The organism is Actinomyces minihominis (assembly GCF_900187855.1).
GTDB lineage: Bacteria > Actinomycetota > Actinomycetes > Actinomycetales > Actinomycetaceae > Scrofimicrobium > Scrofimicrobium minihominis.
This window is the reverse complement of the sequence record NZ_FYEG01000001.1, coordinates 314694-335046: the sequence shown is the minus strand read 5'-3', so window position 1 is coordinate 335046 and position 20353 is coordinate 314694. Positions and strand designations below refer to the sequence as shown.

Here is a 20353-nt window from a genome sequence, read left to right as displayed (position 1 = left end):
TCTGAGTTTGACCGAGTGTGCACAGACCTTGATATCCCTTACACCCTCTATGGCGGCACAGCGATCGGCGCTGTTCGCCACGAGGGGTTCATTCCTTGGGACGATGACGTTGACGTCTGCATGTTGAGATCCGACTACGAGCGCTTTCTTCAAGAAGCCCCTGCTCTCCTAAAGTCCGAGTATGTGATTGAGAATTCGAGGGTGAATGCAGATTTTCCCAACATGTTCTCGATCTTGGGGCTACGGAACACGGTGTTCGTCTCCGAGTTCATCAAGCACAGCCCCTACCGCATGCCTTTGGCCATTGACATCTTTCCTTTTGACGCCGTTCCAGCGGATCCTAAGGAATATCGCAGGCAGATCAAGGAGGCTTGGTTTTGGGGGCGTCTCATGTACTTGCAGGGTACCCCGAAGCCCTACCTAGGGTTCGATTCTGCATTGAGCAGGGTCATTCATGCCGCCACGGCCGTCGTATATTATGCAATGAAAGTCCTGCGAGTTACTCCACGAGCTCTGCAAGAGAGGTGGGAGCGCGCAGCGCGCCGGTCCGAGAATGCTCGGACCGGAATGTTTACAGACTTTACGGACCGTACTCCCGAAGCGTGGCAAGTTTCTTCCGAGGAGCTCTATCCCTCGGTTGACGCGCCGTTTGAGGGAATGACATTTCCATTGCCTCATGAAGCCGACGTCATCTTGACGCGGGGCTACGGGGCCTACATGGAGCTACCTCCCGTGGAGAGGCGAAAGAATCACCAGCCCTACTTTGTTGACCTTGGACCCTATGCGGAAGTGGATCCGGTGTAGTGTCCTCTCGGACAAAGTCGCAGCTGGGACAGGACTATATCTGGAACACAGCCAGCAGCTTGCTGGGATCCATTTCAATGGTCCTGATGCTTCTAGTGGTGACCCGAGTAGGTGGGGTCGCAATGGGAGGCATCTACTCGCTAGCGACGGCTATTGGGCAGCAGTTTCAAACCGTTGGTACCTACGAGGTGAGGCCCTTCCAGGCGACAGATGTCAACAAGCGTCACTCGTTCGGCACCTACTACGCCACCCGCATTATTACGGTGATCCTTATGGCGGTCGCCATCGTTGTTTACACCCTGTTCATTGGGCGGGTGACCGACGGTGTGGTCGTAGTGCTTTTAGTTGCGTCGCTACGGATATTTGATGCCTTCGAGGATGTTTTCTACGGTGAGTTCCAGCGCCTCGGCCGATTGGATATTGCGGGTCGAGCCAACTTCTTCCGCGTTCTAGTCACCATGTCCGTGTTCACGGTGACACTGTGGATCACAACGGACCTACTATTTGCGACAAGTTTGACCATTCTTGCGTCAACAGTGGCCCTCGTGGTTCTGATCGTGCCCCCAGCCCGCCAGATGTTTAACCTTCGGCCTTCCTTTGCATTCGGCCCGATGCGTTCTTTACTGGTGGCTTGCTTCCCGCTTTTCGCGGGAGGCTTCCTCGCCATGTACTTGGCGAACGCGCCTCGGTTTGCTATTGAGAAGTTCATGGACGCTGACTACCAGGGGTATTACGCGATCCTGTTCATGCCAGCGCTGGCTATCAACATCCTGGCGATGTTTATTTTCCGCCCGCTCCTGACCCGCATGGCGACGAGATGGGCAACGTCGGACGTGGAGGGTTTTTCGAAGCTAATCGTTAGAGGTCTTCAAGGGGTACTGGGAGCGTTCGTCCTCACCGGGGCGGTGGTCTACTTTGTTGGCATCCCGATCCTCAACCTCCTCTACGCGGTAGACCTGCACGGTTTCAGAGGCGAACTGCTTGTCCTAGTCGCCGGGGGTGCCTTCAACTCTGTCGCGATCATCCTGTACTACGGTCTGACCACCATGCGTAAGCAGCACGCACTACTAGTTGGCTACGTCATCGCTGCACTGTTGGTTTGGTGCCTTTCCGAAGTTCTGGTACCTCGTCTTGGTATCATGGGGGCTTCGCTCGCCTACGGGGCGTCGATGTTCGTCCTCGCCCTGTTCTTCGGCGTAATCCTTTATACCCACTTGGTACGGCAGAAGAGAGTCCTTAGCGGAGGGAAATGAAATGAAAGTTGCGATGATTGTCAACAGCTTCCCCCCACGAGTGGGTGGCCTGGAACGACACGTCGACCACCTCACGCAAGGCCTCGCCAAGTTAGGGCATGAGGTTACGGTAGTGACACTCGACAGTTCTTCCGGACGACGCAAGCGTGGCTCGGTGCGTGTATACACGGGTAAAGCACACTTTCCCATCGCCGACATCATCAGTTTTCCGGCCTGGGGAACTACTAAACGCCTCGCGAAGTTCCTCAAACAGAACCACATCGACGTTGTTGCCACGCACACGCGATTCTTCCCGATGAGCTATGTAGGGATGCGCGCAGCTCGCCGAGCAGGGATACCCATCATTCACACCGAGCATGGCAGTGACTTTGTTGCAAGCGGTTCCTTCGCGATGAGGCTTGCCAGCAGAATGGTCGACTACACCCTTGGCCGAGCTGTCATGCGCGGAGCGAGCCACGTGCTCGGGGTCTCTGAAGAGGTCATACAGTTCGTGAAACGACTCAGCGGACGTAATGCAGGCGTCTTTTACAACGCCATCGTGGCCCCAGAATCTGAAAGCACCGCAGTTCATCAGGCGAGCCACCTAGTGTTCGTCGGACGTGTAGTCGAAGGCAAAGGGTGGGATGACTATCTTTCCGCCTTCGCTCAGCTTCGTGACGAGGGATATCCGGTCACCGGAGCGCTCTTGGGGGATGGTCCAGACCTGGACCAAGCGCGAGAGATGGCGCGAAAACTCGGCGTCGATCAGTTGGTCGATATACGTGGGCGTGCCGACTCGCAGGAAGTGCGCGAGGAACTTCGGGGTGCGACTTTGGTTAACCCCTCGGTGCTTTCAGAAGGCTTCCAAATCGTCATGTTGGAAGCAGTCGCGGAGGGAGGAAGAGTCGTTGCATATCCTGTCCCCGGGTCACGACGACTCGTGGCAGAGGGGTTTCCGGTTCTGGTTGCCACCGAAAAGTCAGTTCCAGCCCTTGTTTCCACACTACGCCAGATGCTGGAGAACCCTCTGAAGCCTTCAGGCGCAGAGGAGATCGCTAAATGGACGTGGGAGGCGCGCTCGGAGGAGTATGCCTCGACTCTAGAAGATGTGCTGAAAAACGCTAGACCGCGAGGCATGTTCGACAGTTAGTGAGTGTATCTTTAGTTCGAACAAACTGGAAGATTCCGGTTCTCGAACGAAGGTTGGCAGTGTCTCTTACACATAATCAGTTTGATGTACTTCTTGCACTTCTGGATTCCCCGGATGGACTAACTCAGCGGGATCTGGCAGACCGAACGGAGCTGGCACTCGGCACCGTTAACAGCGTAGTCCGGGAGCTGGTCGCTCTCGGTTACATTGCTGATCGCAAGATCACTAGCAGCGGCAAAGAGGAGCTTGAGCCCTATCGAGTGCGGAATGCGGTCATCATGGCAGCGGGGTTCTCCTCGCGCTTTGCACCTGTTTCATACGAGCGGCCCAAGGGAACTCTTGAGGTCCGGGGTGAGGTGCTTATCGAGAGACAGATACGGCAGCTTCAAGAAGTTGGTATTAGCGACATCACCGTGGTCGTCGGATACATGAAGGAGGCCTTCTTCTATCTTGAAGACAAGTTTGGGATCAAGACCGTTGTCAACGAAGACTATGCGGTCCGCAACAACCATTCCAGCCTTGCCCTAGTTGTCGAGAGCCTCGGAAACACCTACATTTGCTCTTCGGACAACTACTTCGTCACCAATCCCTTCGATGCCTATGTGTACCGCTCGTTTTACTCCGCAGAGTTCGTCGAAGGAGAGACCGATGAGTACTGCATTGTCGCGTCCCCGTCGGGACGGATTACGGATGTGACGGTAGGTGGTCGAGACTCGCTCGTCATGATTGGACATGCCTACTTCGACCGTGCCTTTGCGACGCGGTTCAAGGAGATCCTGAGCGACGTCTATGACGACCCAGAGACGAGCGGAAAGCTATGGGAAGACATCTATATCGACCATATGGATAGTCTGTCAATGGTGGTACGAGAGTACCCCTCTGGAGTTCTCTTCGAGTTCGACTCAGTCAGGGACCTAGCGGAGTTTGATCAGGACTTCATCGTCAACGTCGACTCTTCAATCTTTGACAACATCTGCGGAGTTCTCGGATGCGAACGAGCGCAGATCGGCGGAATCGTCCCCATCAAGGAAGGTCTCACGAACCTTTCCTTTCGGTTCGACGTCACTGGCGGAAACACTGAGAGAACCTACGTCTATAGGCACCCTGGCGCCGGCACCGATGAGATTATCAACCGGGCAGCCGAGGCTCGATCCCAAGAAATCGCCAAGGAACTTGGCATCGACACCACCTTTGTCTACGAGGACCCCAAAATCGGGTGGAAGATCTCAACGTACGTCGAGAACTGCATCCCTTTCGACTATCACAACGCCGACCACGTTGCCCGTGCCATGGAGCTAGCTCGACGACTACACGCCAGTGGTGCCAGCTCAGAATGGTCCTTCGATATTTTTGAAAAGGCATCTGAGATTGTTGGATTTCTGCGCTCAAGGCGCTATCCCGAGTTTCCTGACTTCGCCGAAATGAACCAGGTTGCTAGGAGTTTGGCTGAGCTCGTTGCGAGCGATGAGGTGGAGCCGGTGCTCTGCCACAACGACTTCTATGCGCCGAACTTCTTGGTAGCAGGTGACCGGATGGAATTGATCGACTGGGAGTACTCGGCGATGGCTGACTACGCCAGCGACTTGGGAACATTCATCTGCTGCTCGGATTACACCTTGGAGCAGGCCCAAGATGTCATCAACATGTACTTCGAGCGGGAAGCGTCGCCTGAGGAACTACGGCACTCCCTCGCTTTCGTTGGGTTGTCGTCGTACTACTGGTTCGTCTGGGCGCTATATAAGACTGCTACCGGGGATCCGGTGGGCGAGTGGCTCTACCTCTGGTACCGGGCCGCGAGAACTTATGGTGCGGCGGCGCTGAAACTCTATGGGCAGGCGGCTAACGATGGCTCGACTGACTCACTCCTGAACTCAACACAGAACGGCTAAGCGTATGGAACTTATCGGGACAATCATTGTCTATATCATCATGGTCTGTGCCATAGCAGGAGGTCTGGCGTCTGCATTTCGTCCGGACAGCGAGCTGGGTAAGCAGTTCGTCGCAGGTATCGACTCAATCGGCCCAATCTTCCTCCCCGTTGCGGGAATCATGGCAGCAGCCCCCTACCTGACTGCTTTCGTAGGAAATGTCTTCGGTTCGGCCTTCGGAGCGCTCGGAGCGGACCCTGCCATGGCAGCCACAACCTTCATCGCAGTCGACATGGGTGGATACCAGCTGGCGGATGCGTTAGCACAGACCAGAGAGGGGTGGATCATGGCGATGATGACCGGCTACATGGCTGGCGCAACCATCGTGTTCACCATCCCCGTTGCCCTCAAGATGCTGGTGAAGAAGGATAGAAAGTTCCTCGCACTGGGTGTTATGAGTGGTCTCCTAGCTATTCCGGTTGGCGTGTTGGTCTCCTCCTCCATCATTGCCTTCTCGAACCCGCTGATCCGCGAGGGAATCTCGACTAACGCAGATGCGCGCTACCAGTTGGCCCTCGGCTTTGGCGAAATTTTCTTGAACCTGGTGCCACTGCTGATCGTCTGTGTGGCGCTCGCACTGGGACTGAAGTTCGCCCCTGATGTAATGATCAAAGGCTTTATCGTCTTCGGTAAGGTGCTCGAAGCCGCGCTAAAGATCGTCTTTGTACTTGTTGTTGTCGAGTACTTCACCGGAGTGTTCTCCAAGATCTTCGGATCCTTTGGCTTCGACCCGATCATCGCAGACGATGTGGATCCGTTCCGGGCGTTGGAAGTGTCAGGAGCCATCGGCATGATGCTCTGCGGCGCGTTCCCAATGGTTTACCTGATGCAGAAGTATCTGGAAAAGCCCCTGGCCGGGGCCGGTCGAGTGGTTGGACTGAGCCCAGAAGCAACCACGGGTCTATTCGCGGCTTCCGCAAACGTCCTGGCAGCTTTGGCAATGGTGGAGAAGCTGCGGGCACGCGACAAGGTTATTGTCCTTGCATTCGCAGTTTGCGCGGCATTCCTCTTCGGTGACCATCTCTCGTTCACGGCGAACTTCCAGCCCACCCTGATTGTGCCCGTCATGGCAGGGAAACTGGTCGGCGGCGTGGTGGCGATCATCTTCGCAATCATGCTTGCAGTGACCAAGGCTGAGCAGCTTGAGGCAATGGATATGGAGAAAGTGGAAGCCGAGATCGAGGCAGCCCCGGCAGCCTCCTAAGATCCGCTAGTTCAACCCCTACTCTGAATTCTCTGGCAACATTAATAGTCCAAGGGATTCTGCGACGCGTTCGGAGAAGGCTGGTGCCATAGTGGAGGCGTACTCGCCCGTGATGTGGTTAAAGTCCATGTAGACCTGGATGTTGCCGATGATGGTTGGGCAGACACCGTCGGTGCAGTAGAGGTCGCGGTAGTCGACCATGTGGAAGCCTGGGATTTGCTGCAGTTCTAGGGTCGGGTCAACGTCGGGGAAGTAGACGGACTCTTTCAACAGGCATCCGCCGTAGGGCTTGTCTGCTGGGCGCTGGTCAGAGCATCCGCGCAGGTTGAAGTCGGCGCGGAGGTTGTCACGGATGCCGACGACGGTGACTCCACGGTCGGTTAGTTCCTTGATGAGTTCGGCTATGCCTGGAACCAGTTCCTCCTTGGTCGGCCCGGTATTGGTTGTGGTGACGACCATGAATGCATAGTCGATGTCTTGTTCATCAATCTGCTCGAGGACACCCCTGTTCATGTCATCGCAGGCCTTGGCCGCGGCGGGATCCTCTTCGCCACGGTCAATCCCCGGGATGGTCCATGGACACCAACCACGGAGTACTGCGTATCCAGACCAGTTGTTAGCGCTCATTAGCGGGGTAATCTGAGCCACTAGATCCTGCTCTGCGTGGCTGTTGCCTGCGACCATGACTCGGGCAGCGGAGGTGTCTTGGTCCCCAAACGAGAAGCAGTTATCCAGCTCGCCACCAATCTTTTCCTTAAACGCTTCAGTACAGTTGTCTGGCCAGGTGCTGTAATGATTGCCTTCTAAAGGACCTGGGATGGGGGCTTCGTAGAAGTTGGGTTCGCCTCGGTCTTCGGTGAGGATGCGTGAGCCTGGGAACTCTGCGGAACCTAGACCGGTCTCGGGGATGGCCTTGTAGTTCTCCAGTTGGAGGGCCAGCGCGGCGGCGCGTTCATCGGCGGCGGCTTGCTCGGCGCGGCCTGCGGCCGTGTTTATCCACCAGTAGACGGCTCCGACTGGAGCCAGGCCGATGGCGAGGCTGATGACGACGACGAGGTACTTGTTGCGTGTCGACTTGTTGGCCCAGGGGAGTTTGCGTAGTGGATCATCAACCAGTTTGGCGAGTCCCCACGCAACCAGAATCGAGATGGCAATCAAGAGGATGCCCTCGACAAAGCTCAGTCGCGCCTGGCCGGTGCTGGCTAGGTAGAGGACGAAGATAGGCCAGTGCACTAGGTACACCGAGTAGGAAATATCGCCCAGGGCGACCAGCGGTGCGAAGTTGAGAATCTTTGCCGTGCCATTGCCCTTGAGATTAGGAACGTAAAGCAGCAGAGCACTGGTGGCCGCCATGGGGAAGATTGCCATCGGGCCCGGGTAGGTGCCGATTGAGATCAAGCAGAAGACCAGCAGGACGATCAGTGCAATGGTGGTAACTATGTAAGAGGCCCGCTTCCCCAGCTTCAAACGTGGGGCGATGGCGGCGACCATGGAGCCGAAGGCGAACTCCCAGATGCGGGCGCGGGTGTCGAAGTAGACCGAACCATCTTGTGGGGCCCAAAGAATCAGCCAGAGCAGTGAGCCAACCATGAGGAGGCCGAAAGCAACGGCAACAGTCTTGCGGATGCTCACGCCCATCTTGCGAGCGAAGAGGACGCACAGACTCATCAGGACTGGCCAGAGCAGGAAGATTTGTCCCTGCATCGACATCGACCACAGATGCTGCAGTGGACTGGAAAGCCCATGATCGTTGGCGTAGTAGTCAGAGGCAACCTGAACTAGACGCCAGTTCTCCCAGTAGGTGAGGGAGGCAAAAGACTGCACGGTCGTCTCGTACCAGCGGGTAGCCGGCAGTATCAGGAAAGAGGCCCCGAGAGTTGCGAGGACCGTGACTACTAGGGGTGGCAGGAGCCGTTTGAAGGTGTTGCCCCAACGTTCAATGAAGAACGGCATGTGCCCGGCCTCAGAGCGCCTCACGAATGAGGAAGTCATCAGGTAGGCCGAGACCAAGATGAAGGCATCCACACCAATCGGGGAGCCGATAGTCCAAGCATGGAACAGGAGAACCTGAGCCATGAGAATCGCGCGCAAGCCCTGAATATCTCCCCGATGGGCCGAGCGCGCAGGCTTCTTCTTTGCCTGACTTGCTGGCGGATAGGACGGGGGCATTACAGCGGTGGGGAGCGTCAAAGCAGAGCATTTCGGTCTAGGCAGTAGAAGGCCCGATTACTCCGCACAGCGGATAAACGGGACATGTCATGATAGTTGCCCTTTTCCGGCTAACGAGGCCGTGATCAGCGTCTTTGTGGTCCAACTCTCCCCAGAAGGCCGTCACCCAGAGCCTGCAACAGCGAGGGAAGGCGATCCCCCACTGCAGCAGACTGGAAAAAGCTTCGCTCCACTCTTTCGAGTACGTGGGTTCCAGCAAACGCGGCAGGCTACTTCGTCCCATCTGCAGGTGCCGACGGCATCTGCAGTCCCAAAGTCTCCGCCACGCGTTCGGAGAAGGCTGGTGCCATAGTGATTGCGTACTCGCCCGTGATGTGGTTGGAGTCCATGTAGACGGCTACGTTGCCGATGATGGTTGGGCAGACACCGTCGGTGCAGTAGAGGTCGCGGTAGTCGACCATGTGGAAGCCTGGGATTTGCTGCAGTTCCAGGGTCGGGTCAACGTCGGGGAAGTAGACGCTTTCCTTCAGCAAGCAGCCGCCGTAGGACTTGTCTGCTGGGCGCTCATCTGAGCACTCCCTCAGGTCGAAGTCGGCGCGGAGGTTGTCCCGAATTCCGATGACGGTGACGCCACGGTCGGTGAGTTCCTTGATGAGGTCGGCTATGCCTGGAACCAGCTCCTCCTTGGTCGGCCCATTGTTGGTTGTGGTGACGACCATGAATGCATAGTCGATGTCTTGTTCATCAATCTGCTCGAGGACACCTTTGTTCAAGTCATTGCAGGCCTTGGCTTTGGCAGGATCCTCAATGTCGAGGTCAATCCCCGGAAGCGTCCAAGAGCAACCACCGAGAACCGCGGTGTACCCAGACCAGTTGTTGGCCTTCATTAGGGGAGTGATCTGAGCCACTAGATCCTGCTGTGCGTGGCTGCTGCCCGCGACCATGACTCGCGCCTCGGAAGTTTCTTGGTCTCCGAACACGTAGCAGTTTATTGCATTGCCGCCGACCGCCTCGTGGAAGGCGTCGGCGCATTTGCCTGGCCAACCGGAGAAGTGGAGGCCCTCTAGGGGGCCGGGGATCGGAGCTTCGTAGAAGTTGGGTTCGCCTCGGTCTTCGGTGAGGATGCGTGAGCCTGGGAACTCTGCGGAACCTAGACCGGTCTCGGGGATGGCCTTGTAGTACTCCAGTTGGAGGGCCAGCGCGGCGGCGCGTTCATCGGCGGCGGCTTGCTCGGCGCGGCCTGCGGCCGTGTTTATCCACCAGTAGACGGCTCCGACTGGAGCCAGGCCGATGGCGAGGCTGATGACGACGACGAGGTACTTGTTGCGTGTCGACTTGTTGGCCCAGGGGAGTTTGCGTAGTGGATCATCAACCAGTTTGGCGAGTCCCCACGCAACCAGAATCGAGATGGCAATCAAGAGGATGCCCTCGACAAAGCTCAGTCGCGCCTGGCCGGTGCTGGCCAGGTAGAGGACGAAGATGGGCCAGTGCACCAGGTAGACCGAGTAGGAGATATCGCCTAGGGCGACTAGCGGTGCGAAGTTGAGAATCTTCGCGGTCCCACCGCCCTTGAGGTTAGGGACGTAGAGCAGGAGAGCGCTGGTTGCAGCCATGGGGAAGATTGCCATGGGGCCCGGGTACGTGCCGATCGAAACCAGGCAGAAGAGCAATAGAACCGCGAGAGCGATCGCGGTGATTACGGCGGAGGCACGCTTGCCGAGCTTGAGCCGTGGAGCGAGGGCGGCCACCATCGAGCCGAAGGCGAACTCCCAGATGCGGGCGCGGGTATCGAAGTAGACCGAACCATCTTGTGGCGCCCAAAGCACAAGCCACACCAGTGAGCCGACCATTAGAAGACCGAAAGCCACGGCAACCGTCTTACGGATGCTCACGCCCATCTTGCGGGCGAACAGCACACAGAGGCTCATGAGCACGGGCCAGAGCAGGAAGATCTGTCCCTGCATCGACATCGACCACAGGTGCTGCAGTGGGCTGGAGAGGCCGTGATCGTTGGCGTAGTAGTCAGAGGCGACCTGGACTAAGCGCCAGTTTTCCCAGTAGGTGAGGGAGGCAAAAGACTGCACCGTGGTTTCGTACCAGCGGGTGGCTGGCAGCAGCAGGAAGGAGGCTCCAAGCGTGGCTAGGACCGTGACGACAAGGGGAGGTAGCAGTCTCTTGAAAGTGTTGCCCCAGCGTTCGATGAAGAACGGCATGTGACCGGCCTCAGAGCGTCTCACGAATGAGGACGTCATTAGGTAGGCCGAAACCAGGATGAAAGCATCCACCCCAATCGGGGAGCCGATAGTCCAGGCATGGAACAGGAGAACCTGCGCCATGAGGATCGCGCGCAGTCCCTGGATATCCCCTCTATGGGCCGAGCGGGCAGGCTTCTCCTCTTTGCCCTTGGAAACGGGCGGGAAGGATTGGGGCGTCACAGCGGTCGGCGTAGTCAACATAGAGTAGTTCGGTCTAGGCAACAGAAACTCTCGGTAGTACCCATGGCAAACTGCCGAGCCTTGCCAGGATAGGTAACCTTTTCACGCTAACGAGACCGCTTCCAGGTCTTTTGTGGGCCAACTCTCCCCATAATGCCATCGCGCACCCCCCGTGTTAGCAGGGGGACCCGCTGCCTCCGCCCGGGCGCCAGGATGTAGTAGCCCATATACTTCACCATCCACATCAGGTAGCGACGCTTCCAACGCGACGGCAAAAAGCTGGCCGACTGCAGAAGCAGCGTGTTGCGCATGATGTAGTAGTTGCGGACGGCGGAGTGAAGGTGAACCGGTTGCTTACGTCCGGGAACCTTCGCCACCTCATCACCCAGGGAGTGGTAGATGAGGGCGTCACCGGTGACCAGAATGCGGTAGCCGTCTTCGAGGGCACGCAGGCACCAGGCCAGGTCGACGTGATCGATGAAGAGGGAGCCGTTCATCGGACCCACCTCCCGCAGGGCCTCAACAGAGATGAGGCACCCGGAGGCGAGGACGAAGGGGACGGCCAAAGCCTGACCAGGGCCGGGGACCTGGCGCCGCATTGCGCCCCACTTGGTGAACGAGTAGACGAGGGCGTTTTCAACCTCACCACCGCGGTCATCAAGGGGCACGGGGCCCACTGCAGCCACAGGGCCGGTTAGAACGCTGCCCGGGAACTGCGCCAGCCCCTCTTCGTCCTCAACGGAAAGCAGTGTGAGCCCGGTGGGTTGATCCGGCAGCGGGGGGTTCTCAAAGCACTCTCGCAGCTTCTCAACCATGTCGGGGGCCGGAACTGAGTCCTGGTCGGAAAGCAGAACATAGTCGGTCCCACGCTTCATGGCCCAGGTAATCCCGCGGTTTTGCGCGGTGGCGATCCCCAGGTTTTCACCCAGGGGAAGAAACACCGCGTTGAGGTTGGAGGTGATCTCAGCGACCGCGCCCTCATTCTTCGAACCATTATCGACGACCACGGCGGTGGAAACCTGCGGCAGAAGTGCGCTGAGCAGCGCCGTCAGTTCGGATGCGTCAGGGTTGTAGGTCACCACCACGGCGGTGGTTCTCGTACCGTTGGACATCCGTCCTCCGTTTCTCTCCGTGGAAGCACGGCTAGACTGGCGTTGATCTAACTGAATCGTAACCGGCTCCAGTGCCAGGTCGGACCCGACCTCGCGAGGGGCCAAGAAGCGCCAGAAGAGGAGCACACATGCGTATCGTCGTAACTGGGGGAGCCGGGTTTATCGGGGCAAACTTCGTTCACACCCTTCTGAATGACCACCCTGAGGTCGATGTCAACGTCCTCGACTCCTTCACGTACGCGGCTAACGAAAGCTCGCTAACTGACATCACCCCGGAGCAGGCGAAGCGACTCACCATCACCCGCGGGGATGTGGCTGACATGGAGATTGTGGACGAGGTCGTCCGCGATGCCGATGCCGTGGTCCACTTTGCCGCAGAGTCCCACAATGACAACTCGATCACCGGTCCGGCACCGTTCATCCAGACCAACCTGATCGGTACCTTCACCCTGCTCGAGGCCGTGCGCAAGTACGGCACTCGCTTCCACCACGTCTCCACCGATGAGGTTTACGGTGACCTGGAACTGGATGATCCCGCCAAGTTCACGCCCACGACCCCCTACAACCCGTCCTCGCCCTACTCGGCTTCCAAGGCTGGTTCAGACATGCTGGTTCGGGCCTGGATGCGCACTTACGGCATCCCGGCCACCATCTCGAACTGCTCGAACAACTACGGTCCCTACCAGCACATTGAAAAGTTCATTCCCCGCATGATCACCAACCGCCTGGTGGGGATTCGTCCTCGCCTCTACGGTGAGGGTGCCAACGTGCGGGACTGGATCCACGTCCTCGACCACAACGAGGCGGTTTGGGAGATCCTGCAGAGGGGCACGATCGGTGATACCTACCTGATCGGCGCTGACGGAGAGGCCTCGAATAAAGAGGTCGTCCACATGCTCAACGAGATCATGGGTCACCCGCAGGATGATTACGACCACGTGGCGGACCGTGCCGGTCACGACCTGCGCTACGCCATCGACGCCACCAAGCTGCACGAAGAGCTGGGCTGGTACCCGTCATTCACCTCGTTCCGTGAGGGTCTTGAAGAGACGGTCCGCTGGTACACCGAGCACGAGGACTGGTGGAAGGGCGAGAAGGAACGCGTTGAGGCCAAGTACGCACAGAAGGGCCACTAGGACCGAGTGATGGATCGACCCGTCGTCAATATCGCCATGGCGACCTATAACGGGCAGCCGTGGATAGGTCGCCAGGTAGAGACCATCCTCGACCAGGAGGATGTCGAGGTACGCCTGGTCATTTCTGACGATGGGTCGACCGACAACACACGGGAGTGGGCCGAGGAACTGGCGTCCACCGACTCGCGCGTGCGGGTCCTTCCACAACGGGTGGGCGAGGCCGGGGTGGCGGCCAACTTCCTCTACGCACTGCGCCACCTCGACGTTCAGCCGGGGCAGTACGCCGCATTCACCGATCAGGACGACCTGTGGCAGCCGCGCAAACTCATCGAAGAGATTGAGTTTATGCACGAGGCCGGGGCGCGGGCAGTCTCCTCGAATGTCGCTGCCTTCACGGTCCTCCCGGACGGTGAGGTAACAAGGACGGTGATCCATAAGGATCAGCCTCAAACCGAGTGGGACTTTATCTTCGAGGCCCCCGGAGCCGGATCCACCTACGTGTTTGACTACGTGGCGTGGAAGATCCTGGTGGACTATCTGGAGCAGTGGGGGTCGGAAGACGTTGCGGTCCACGACTGGTTCGTCTACGCGGTCCTGCGCGGTGCGGGGGTGCCCTGGGCCATCGACCCGCGTCCCCACGTGGCCTACCGTCAGCACGAACGGAACGTGGCTGGGGCTCACCGGGGAGTCCGGGCGAAGGTTAACCGCTGGCACCTGCTGCGTTCCGGTCACTACCGCTCGCAGTTCCTGCTGATGACCGAGGTCGCCCTCAACGCGGCGGTTGATGCCGAACGCGATGAGCAGTTCCTTGAGGGGCTGATGAAATGGCACGAGATCCTCTGTGATACTTCCGCGCGGGGGCGACTTGAGGTGGCTCGGCGGGCACGCAGCATGAGGCGGCGACCCGTTGAACAGGTCGCCCTCGCAACTGCATGCCTACTCGGAGTGTGGTGACCCTTCTCCGATGGTCAGGGTGACCCGCTCTGAACTGCCGATGCGTTCGGCGTCATGTCCCCCGGGCACCCAGACGACACTGGCTCCGTGCAGCCATAGTTGCAGCAGCTGAACGGTGAACAGGGTGGGGTTGCCAGTGGTGACGAGGACGCGCTGTCCCGCCAGGTCATTGAGTGCCTCTTCATCAAGACCCAGGTAGTCGGTCGCCAGGATGCCTTTGAGAGTCAGGGGCGCAGCCCCTGCGGCCAGGTCTGCTGAAAACCATTCCACCCCCTCGGAAACCAGGAGTGTGTCCTGGTTAGCGGTGTGGGGCATCTCGACCTCGTCCGCGTAAGACATGACATCGGCGATTCCGTCGGTGATCCCAAAGGGAAGCTCGCCGGGCCAGGCAAAAGCAAGCGAGTCCGTGGTCTGTGCGATGAGGACGTCCGGGCCGATCTCTTCCTGAAGCGCGGTCAGGAAGCCCAGGCTGTCACTAACTGCCAGATCGAGCCCCCCGGTGGTTCCTCCGGCTCGCTTCTCCAGCCCCCTCATCCAGCACACCGCAATCCAGAACGGGGTGCGCCAGTGGGCTGGCAGTGAGGTGGTGAAACCGGTGGCCCCGAAGGGGAACTCTGAGGCCATGAAGTTATCGGTTTTGGCAATCCAGCGACGCGCAACGGGCCCGGAGAGCTCAATCCGGTCCCTGCCCTGCGCGGTGTCAACCGATCCATCTAGTTTTATGGCGGGACTCTCAAACCAGGTCAGCACGGGGCCGGGCCGGGGAGAGAGCAAAGAGGTGAGTACGGTCGCATCAAGTTGGTTCACACCGTCAGCCTAACCGGTAACTCGAGATGATAAACCCGCGTCATCGCGCTGACTTCGCGACACGCGGGGTAGATCCTTGATAGGCGCTCGAGTTTGTGGCTTCCGCTTGACAATCATCGAACAACACCAGTGTAATTAGGGGGCCGCGGGGTGCGGCACTAATCTTCCGGGGGCAGCATGTGGAACATCTTTGGTGAAGGCGCCATCACGTTCACCGTTGTGCAGGGCACCCAGGCTCAAGATGCCGCGGACGATGGACCCCTGGCCTGGCAGCAGGAGGCGCTGTGCGCCCAGACTGACCCGGAGGCGTTTTTCCCAGAGAAGGGCGGCTCAACCCGCGAGGCCAAGAGTGTGTGTGCCTCGTGTGAGGTACGGGCAGAATGCCTCGACTACGCGCTGATGAATGATGAGCGTTTCGGGATTTGGGGTGGTCTGTCAGAACGAGAGAGGCGTCGCCTCCGACGTGCGGTCTCCTAGCGCCTTCTCGGCTAGATGACTTTTAGTTCTGCGGCCGATAGTCCAGAGCCAACCCGACAGAGGGATGTCGCGGCCCTGGTGGTCCTTTCCCTCGTCCCCCGTGACTCCGATCCCGTGGGACGCTTGGATACGGTTCTTTCGGTCCTCCAGCAACAGGTTCCCCCGCGCCTCATCCTGATCGTTGAGGCGTGCGAGGGTGACGATGATCCGGTGGCGGAAGACATCACGGGCTCGACACTCCAGGAGCTCGGCCTACCTCAAGACGAAGGGAAGAACGGTCACGGCCCACGGGTTGTTCGGGTCAGCGCCCCCGGTGTCAAGAGATTTGGTGAGGCCATCGACCTGGCCTTAGAGGCCGTTCCCGAGGCGTTGGAATGCGACTGGCTCTGGTTACTCCACGACGACATGGTCGCCCACGATGATGCCCTCGAGGTCCTGGTCTCCACGGGTGAGCCCGGCGGCAATATTGGCGTGGTCGGCCCCAAGCAGGTCCACTTCGGGCGTCCCGACCTCCTCCTTGAGATCGGCATTGACGCCACCGCAAAAGCCCGACGTGTCTACATTGTCGAACCTGATGAGATTGACCAGGGGCAGCACGATCGTCGCGAGGACGTCCTCGCGGTAGGAACCGCCGGCATGCTGGTGCGCTCGACTGTCTGGGTGGAAAGCGGAGGCCTCGATCCGGCCCTCGGACCATTCGGTGACGGTCTTGAGTACGGTCGCAGACTCTGGCTCAGCGGCTACCGGGTGGTAGTTGCCCCGAGGGCGGTCATTGAGCACGCCCAGGTTTCCTACGGTCATGACAATCAGGGGCGTTCCTCGTTTGGGGCACGCCGGGCCAGCCAGATGTACAACTGGGGTCTGGCGCTGCCCCCCATGCAGCTTGTCCTGCTGATGGTCGCCGCCCCCTTCCTCACCCTGGGGCGGGCTCTCGCCCGGCTTTTCAGTCCGAACCCCACCCTGGCGTTCGGCGAGATTACTGCCTACTTCCGCCTTCTTCGCATGACTCCCGCGCTCCTGCGGGCGCGTCGCCGCCTGCGCGAGGTGACCAGGGTTCCGCGTGGGGTCCTAGTCCCCCTTGAGGCCAGCCCCATCCAAATCACCCGCTACCGCCGCAACCAGAGGAAGATTCTGGCCCGCGGAACCGATACGGAAGTCGTATTGGGGGAGGCCGAGGTCGGAGCACTTCGCCAGCACCGCAACCGTGAGCTTGGTGCCTTCTTGGCGCTCATTGCGCTGGCAACCCTGGTGTCCCTCTTTGCCTGGTACCCCTATGCCAGCGGTGTAGCCGGGGGCAGCTGGGGCTCTCTCCCCTCTAAGTGGACCGTCCTGGTGGCCCAGGCGTTCAGTGGTTGGCAGGTTTCAGGGGATGGTCTGGTCGGTCCGTCCTCACCACTTCTGATTCCACTCAGTGTGATTGCAGCACCGTTCGCCCTGCTGGGAGTTGAGCCCCTGGCTTTCGGGGACCTGCTGGTCTTTGCCTCCCTCCCGCTGGCTGCGGCTGCGGGCTGGCTGCTCGCCTCCTCCTTCACGCGGTCCACCGTGGTTCGCCTCGGCCTGGGGGCGCTGTGGGCAAGCTCGGGGACCCTGCTGTTCACGCTGATGCAGGGTGACCTTGCAGCCCTCTGCCTCTACCTCTCCCTGCCCCTCGTCCTCACCGGCCTGGTTCGCGGCCTGCACGCGCCGGTGGCCCTGGTGGCCCGCGGGGTTGAAGAGGTTGCGGCTATCCCGTCGCACAACCCTGTGGCATGGCTCGGTTTGGCCGGCCTCACCTCAACGGTCGTGGTTGCGGCGCAACCCCAAGCACTGCTGGTCCTTCCTTTCATTGCGGTGGTGGCTGGCGTACAGGCGGGGGCTAGACGGACTGCAACCGCGCCCGGGGGCCAACTGGCCCCGGTGAGTCCGAGGATGAAGGCGGCAGCTCTCATTGCGGTGACAGTTCCCGGTCTCGTCACCGTCCTGCCGTCACTAATCGCCCAGGTGGTTCGCGGTGATTTCTCAGGGTTCCTCACCTGGCTGACGGGCTCAACACCGGGATCCATAGACTTCGGTGTTCTCGCTGGTCTCCCGGCGGCGCTTCCCCTGGCCGAGGCCACGCTCACTCTGGAGCAGGCTGCCAGAGCCCATCAGATTCCCCTCGTTCTCGTTATTGGCGGGGCAGCATCCGGGACAGTCCTGGCGCTCTGGGCCCTGCTGACGGCCCTGGTTACCACCTCGAAGAGCAGCGAGAGTCGGCGTCAGGTGAGCGGGTGGTGGCTCCTCGGTGTCGTCCTGATCCTCCTCTCTGTGGCCGAAGTCTGGGCTGTGGGTTCGTCCCAGGCTTCACCCCTCCTTCTCGCGGGCGCCGGAATGGCGTTTGTGGCAGCTGTTGCCTCCGGTTACTCGGGCTATGCCCTCACCGTGGCGCAGCTGGTGCCGACGCTCGATCATGCCCGGCGCTGGGCACGGGGACTACCCGCAACGCTTGGGATGCTCGCCTCTGTTGTAGCGGTGGTCAGCCTGCTCGTCCTCGGCCCCACCGGGGCCCTGGCCCAGGAACCCAAGCTGCCCGCGGCAGGGGATCAACTCGAGCTGTCCGACCCTCTCCTCAAGGTCCCAAGTGGGGTAGAGGGAGAAGTGGACTCTGACGAAGATGGCCCTGGAGATGAGACGGAGAGCAAGGTGGGGCAGTTTATCGCTCCCGCCTCCGTTCCCCGCATTCCCAAGATTGCCCAGGAGGCTCAAAATGGACCCCGCGCTGCGCGGCTGCTGACCATCAGTATGTCCTCGGGTGTCGTGCGTGCCAACCTGCTTCGGGGGGTGGGGATCCAGGAGGCCGACCTTTCGGCATCACCGGCCCCGGCCTCGTCCTCATCACAGTCGGTGGGCGCTGCCCGCGACCACCTGCTGGCCACCATCGCCACCTTGACGGCTCAGCCTGGCAGCGCGACCGCTGCGGCTCTCGCGGATCACGCCGTGGAGATTATCCTTCTTTCCGCAACCTCGGAGAGCTTTGATGCCCTTCAGGAGATTATGGATGCCACCCCCGGCCTCGAACGTATCGGCAACATCGAGGGGTCAACCCTGTGGCGGGTGCGTCCGGGAGGACAGCTTCCGGCCCGAGCCAGAATCCTGCCGGAGGGGGTTGAGGGCGAGGAGGCAGTTGCCGTTCCTGTGACCTCGCACGCCGTTCGTGTCGAGGCCAAGATCTCGCCGGACCTTTACGGCACCCTGGTTCTGGCGGAAACCGCTGATCCGGGTTGGCGCGCCACGCTCGACGGCAAGCCCCTCATTCCCGTGGCGGATCCGGGGACGGGTGGCTGGAGGCAGGCATTTGAACTGCCCGGTGGAGGCGGCGAACTAAAGGTCACATACCGGGCCCCCTACCTTTACTGGTGGTGGGCAGCCCTGGGTGTCACACTGCTGCTGCTTCTCACCCTGTCTGTTCCGCGCAAAGTTAAGGGTCGCCGGCTGGTGGCTGTTCGCAGCTACGAGTCAGAGGTGCGGGAAGTGGAAGTTCCCGAGGATGACTCGCAGCTTGAAAAGGGGGAGGAAGGCGATGTCTAACCCCGCCAAACCGTCGCGCTGGTTGCCGTTCCTGGGGGGCGCCGGCCTCCTGGGCCTCGCACTGACAGGTGCGGTCCTGCTTCCGCAGACCACGGAAGAGCCTGCGACGACCTCGCCGGAAACAATTCGGGTCGAGATGGGTGAGGTTCCGCTGGTGTGCCCGCCGGGCATAATCGACCCCACCCGGGTTGAGGTGGTTCTCAGTGAAAACTTTGACCAGGGGAGGGCGCGCTTTTCCGCTACCGAGTCCTGGGCTTTGGGCGAGGGCATCGACCTGACCGGGGGCGGTGAAGTCCGCGTTCTCGATAGCGCCTCCGAGGCCGGTGACCTTACCGGCATGGCACTCTCCGGAGTATCCGCCGGTGACCTGCTCTCATTCACGGCCACGGGCTGCTCGATTCCCAGTCGTGAGCAGGCCTTTGCCTCGGGTGCTACCACCCTCGGTGAGAACTCCATCCTGATGGTGTCGAACCCCACCGAGAAGGCGGTCGACGTCACGGCCTCGCTCTATGGCGACAGTGGTTCACTTCTGGAAACTCCCGTTCAGTTCACGGTTCCCGCTGCCACCACCGTCAGTGTGCTGCCCGCAGCCTGGGCCGATGACACCGAAAACCCGATGATCGTCCTGCGTTCCGATGGTTCCCGAGTGGCGGCCTGGTTACAGACCTCGGGCCTCGACGGTGAGGTTCCCCTGGGACTTAGTCGCAGTCCGGGAACCGCCCCTGAGGAAACCGTTGTCATCCCGGGGGTGCGCTCAATCAGTGACTCGGTCCTTCGCATTGGCAACACCGGTGCGGAAAGAACCGAGGTGCAGGTGTCGCTTCTGAGTGCGCGGGGTGAGGAACCCCTACCGGGTGCCGAAGGTCTCTCGGTAGGCTCCGGAGCGACCAGCTCAGTTGATCTTTCCGCCCTTCCCAGTGGGGCGTACGCCCTCGTTATCCGTGGTGATCAACCCCTGGTGGCGGCGGTGACCGAAACTGCGGTCGGAGCTGAACACCCCGAAGTGCGCGATAGTCACTACCGATCACGAACGGTGGTGGGACCGGCGCGTGCCATTACCGGGGCCCAGATGCCGACGGTGACACAGATTGAAGAGGTTGCTGGGGAACTGGGCTTCACGGGGGTCAGCGTTGCGGTGGTGGTTGCTAACACCGGTGATGAGGAAGTCCAGGTTGAGGTGCAGGGCGCCACCAAGACCATCGGGTCTCAAGAGTCTGTCCTGTTCCCTCTCCTCAGGTCTCAGACCGAGGCCGAACTGGTGGCTACTGCCCCGATCTACGCCGCCTACATCGTCACAGTTGAAACCCCGGCCGGGGAGATCCGTTCCGTTGCGGGGCTCGGAACCGAAGGGGTCCTGGCTCAGGCCAGGCTGGTCGAACTGTTCCCGGACCGGAGCTGA

General features: G+C 60.0%; 14 protein-coding genes. 10 read left to right on the top strand and 4 right to left on the bottom strand.

Going from position 1 to position 20353, the window contains the following annotated elements; translation table 11 throughout:
* The first annotated feature begins 15 nt into the window (after window positions 1-15).
* Genes CS903_RS01605 through eutH form a run of 5 tightly spaced genes read left to right on the top strand, consistent with a single transcriptional unit; the run spans window position 16 to window position 6318 of the window.
* Entirely contained in the window at window positions 16-804 is a 789-nt protein-coding gene (locus CS903_RS01605; RefSeq protein WP_242491691.1) for a LicD family protein, read from the top strand.
* Complete coding sequence (locus CS903_RS01600) at window positions 804-2057, top strand: lipopolysaccharide biosynthesis protein (protein ID WP_099331787.1); 1254 nt, start codon at window positions 804-806, stop codon at window positions 2055-2057. The genes CS903_RS01605 and CS903_RS01600 overlap by 1 nt, the downstream gene beginning before the upstream one ends.
* Window position 2058: 1 nt before the next feature.
* Window positions 2059-3186 (top strand): glycosyltransferase family 4 protein, encoded by a 1128-nt coding sequence (locus tag CS903_RS01595; RefSeq protein WP_099331786.1) that lies wholly within the window; start codon window positions 2059-2061, stop codon window positions 3184-3186.
* 59 nt (window positions 3187-3245) lie between these two features.
* Entirely contained in the window at window positions 3246-5075 is a 1830-nt protein-coding gene (locus CS903_RS01590) for a phosphotransferase (protein WP_099331785.1), read from the top strand.
* A 4-nt stretch (window positions 5076-5079) separates the two neighbouring features.
* Entirely contained in the window at window positions 5080-6318 is a 1239-nt protein-coding gene (eutH, locus tag CS903_RS01585; protein ID WP_099331784.1) for an ethanolamine utilization protein EutH, read from the top strand.
* An 18-nt stretch (window positions 6319-6336) separates the two neighbouring features.
* On the opposite strand, the gene CS903_RS01580 is transcribed toward eutH, so the two are convergent.
* From CS903_RS01580 to CS903_RS01570, 3 genes are all read right to left on the bottom strand, one after another.
* Complete coding sequence (locus tag CS903_RS01580) at window positions 6337-8508, bottom strand: acyltransferase family protein (protein ID WP_164996635.1); 2172 nt, start codon at window positions 8506-8508, stop codon at window positions 6337-6339.
* 248 nt (window positions 8509-8756) lie between these two features.
* Window positions 8757-10943, bottom strand: a complete 2187-nt coding sequence (locus CS903_RS01575; RefSeq protein ID WP_099331782.1) for an acyltransferase family protein — start codon at window positions 10941-10943, stop codon at window positions 8757-8759.
* Window positions 10944-11029: 86 nt separating this feature from the next.
* On the bottom strand, window positions 11030-12034 hold the full coding sequence (locus CS903_RS01570; RefSeq protein WP_099331781.1) for a glycosyltransferase family 2 protein: 1005 nt from the start codon (window positions 12032-12034) through the stop codon (window positions 11030-11032).
* Between the two features lie 128 nt (window positions 12035-12162).
* On the opposite strand from CS903_RS01570, the gene rfbB reads away from it, so the two are divergent.
* Window positions 12163-13170, top strand: coding sequence for a dTDP-glucose 4,6-dehydratase (gene rfbB, locus CS903_RS01565; protein ID WP_099331780.1), 1008 nt, complete (start codon window positions 12163-12165; stop codon window positions 13168-13170).
* Window positions 13171-13179: 9 nt separating this feature from the next.
* Window positions 13180-14124, top strand: a complete 945-nt coding sequence (locus CS903_RS01560) for a glycosyltransferase (protein WP_099331779.1) — start codon at window positions 13180-13182, stop codon at window positions 14122-14124.
* Here CS903_RS01560 and CS903_RS01555 read toward each other — a convergent pair.
* Entirely contained in the window at window positions 14107-14931 is an 825-nt protein-coding gene (locus tag CS903_RS01555) for a TIGR03089 family protein (protein WP_099331778.1), read from the bottom strand. The two genes, CS903_RS01560 and CS903_RS01555, sit on opposite strands and share 18 nt — an antisense overlap.
* 177 nt (window positions 14932-15108) lie before the next feature.
* On the opposite strand from CS903_RS01555, the gene CS903_RS01550 reads away from it, so the two are divergent.
* From CS903_RS01550 to CS903_RS01540, 3 genes are read left to right on the top strand one after another with little or no spacing between them, the layout of a single operon-like run.
* Window positions 15109-15408, top strand: coding sequence for a WhiB family transcriptional regulator (locus CS903_RS01550; protein ID WP_099331777.1), 300 nt, complete (start codon window positions 15109-15111; stop codon window positions 15406-15408).
* Window positions 15409-15423: 15 nt separating this feature from the next.
* The gene (locus CS903_RS01545) at window positions 15424-18954 is read left to right on the top strand and encodes a glycosyltransferase family 2 protein (RefSeq protein ID WP_099331776.1); all 3531 of its coding nucleotides are present in this window, start codon (window positions 15424-15426) and stop codon (window positions 18952-18954) included.
* Window positions 18947-20353 carry a DUF5719 family protein gene (locus CS903_RS01540; protein WP_099331775.1) on the top strand — a complete coding sequence of 469 codons (1407 nt, stop codon included), beginning with the start codon at window positions 18947-18949 and terminating at the stop codon, window positions 20351-20353. Before CS903_RS01545 ends, CS903_RS01540 begins: the two co-directional genes overlap by 8 nt.

Excerpts from the sequence above, each read along its gene's own strand:
- CS903_RS01595 (WP_099331786.1), top strand. The coding sequence starts at position 2,059 with ATGAAAGTTGCGATGATTGTCAACAGCTTCCCCCCACGAGTGGGTGGC.
- eutH (WP_099331784.1), top strand. The coding sequence starts at position 5,080 with ATGGAACTTATCGGGACAATCATTGTCTATATCATCATGGTCTGTGCC.
- CS903_RS01575 (WP_099331782.1), bottom strand. The coding sequence starts at position 10,943 with ATGTTGACTACGCCGACCGCTGTGACGCCCCAATCCTTCCCGCCCGTT.
- CS903_RS01570 (WP_099331781.1), bottom strand. The coding sequence starts at position 12,034 with ATGTCCAACGGTACGAGAACCACCGCCGTGGTGGTGACCTACAACCCT.
- rfbB (WP_099331780.1), top strand. The coding sequence starts at position 12,163 with ATGCGTATCGTCGTAACTGGGGGAGCCGGGTTTATCGGGGCAAACTTC.
- CS903_RS01560 (WP_099331779.1), top strand. The coding sequence starts at position 13,180 with ATGGATCGACCCGTCGTCAATATCGCCATGGCGACCTATAACGGGCAG.
- CS903_RS01550 (WP_099331777.1), top strand. The coding sequence starts at position 15,109 with ATGTGGAACATCTTTGGTGAAGGCGCCATCACGTTCACCGTTGTGCAG.
- CS903_RS01545 (WP_099331776.1), top strand. The coding sequence starts at position 15,424 with ATGACTTTTAGTTCTGCGGCCGATAGTCCAGAGCCAACCCGACAGAGG.
- CS903_RS01540 (WP_099331775.1), top strand. The coding sequence starts at position 18,947 with ATGTCTAACCCCGCCAAACCGTCGCGCTGGTTGCCGTTCCTGGGGGGC.